This window comes from Campylobacter sp. IFREMER_LSEM_CL1085, assembly GCF_025772235.1.
Classification (GTDB): domain Bacteria; phylum Campylobacterota; class Campylobacteria; order Campylobacterales; family Campylobacteraceae; genus Campylobacter_D; species Campylobacter_D lari_D.
The window spans coordinates 1-861 of record NZ_JAKMRU010000044.1; the positions used below are offsets into that span (position 1 = coordinate 1).

The 861-nt window shown below is 29.0% G+C and carries 2 protein-coding genes; both read left to right on the top strand.

Translation table 11 applies throughout. From position 1 onward, the window contains the following. The coding region (locus tag L8W56_RS08720; RefSeq protein ID WP_263660030.1) for a hypothetical protein at nt 1-513 on the top strand (513 nt) is incomplete at its 5' end. After that, a partial coding sequence (locus tag L8W56_RS08725) for a DUF1353 domain-containing protein (RefSeq protein WP_263660031.1) occupies nt 494-861 on the top strand: 368 nt, incomplete at its 3' end. The genes L8W56_RS08720 and L8W56_RS08725, both read left to right, overlap by 20 nt.

Below are 861 nucleotides of genomic sequence, written 5' to 3' on the forward strand. Positions count from 1 at the left end.
TTTGGGAGGATTAATATGTCGCATTTAGAAAATTCAGCCAATATAGCTTTATTTGGAGGTTCTTTTATCTTAGCTTTTTTCTTTCAGTTTTTAGCATATACTGGTATTAAAGAAGCTCAAGCTTTTACTTTGTTTGTTATTTTTATATTTTCAGCAATAGTAGGTTTTTGCAGAACTTTAGCTTTAAATGAAAGTGTTAAGGCTTATACCTTTTCTGATCTTTTGTCAAAGTTTTTAATGTTAGGAATACCTTTTATGTTTGCTTTGGGTGCAAAGCAAATAGATGCTTTATATTATTTTGTAGATTATAGTTTTAGCTTCTTGATTTTAGGAGAAATCCTTTCTGTGATGATTAATATTCAATGTATAAAAACAAGAAAGGCAATAGCTGAAGTAGATATTTACAATATTGCAGTTGAGAAAATAAAGAATTTTTCAAGCGGTTTTTTAAAAACAAATACTTATATAAAAGAAGAAGAAAAGGGTAGGCAAGATGATAAGAAAAACACTTAAAAGGGTTATAGTTAAACCTTTTGGCAAAGATAGATTTGAAGTTGTAAAAGAATTTGAAGTTAGTTTGTGTGGTTTAAATTTTATCGTGCCAAAAGGTTTTATTAGTGATGGTGCTTCAGTGCCACGCATTTTTTGGAGTATTTATCCTCCATATAAAAGTGAGTACTTTAGTGCTAGCATCGTGCATGATTATTTATGCCAAAAAGCATATTCAAAAGATGATTATAAGCTAGCAGATAAAGTTTTAAAAGAAGCTATGAGTGAGCTTGGTTGCTCTAAAGTAAAGACTTTTATTTTTTATCATGCGTGTAATACATTCCATGTGGTTAAATGTTTTTTGAAAGGAAT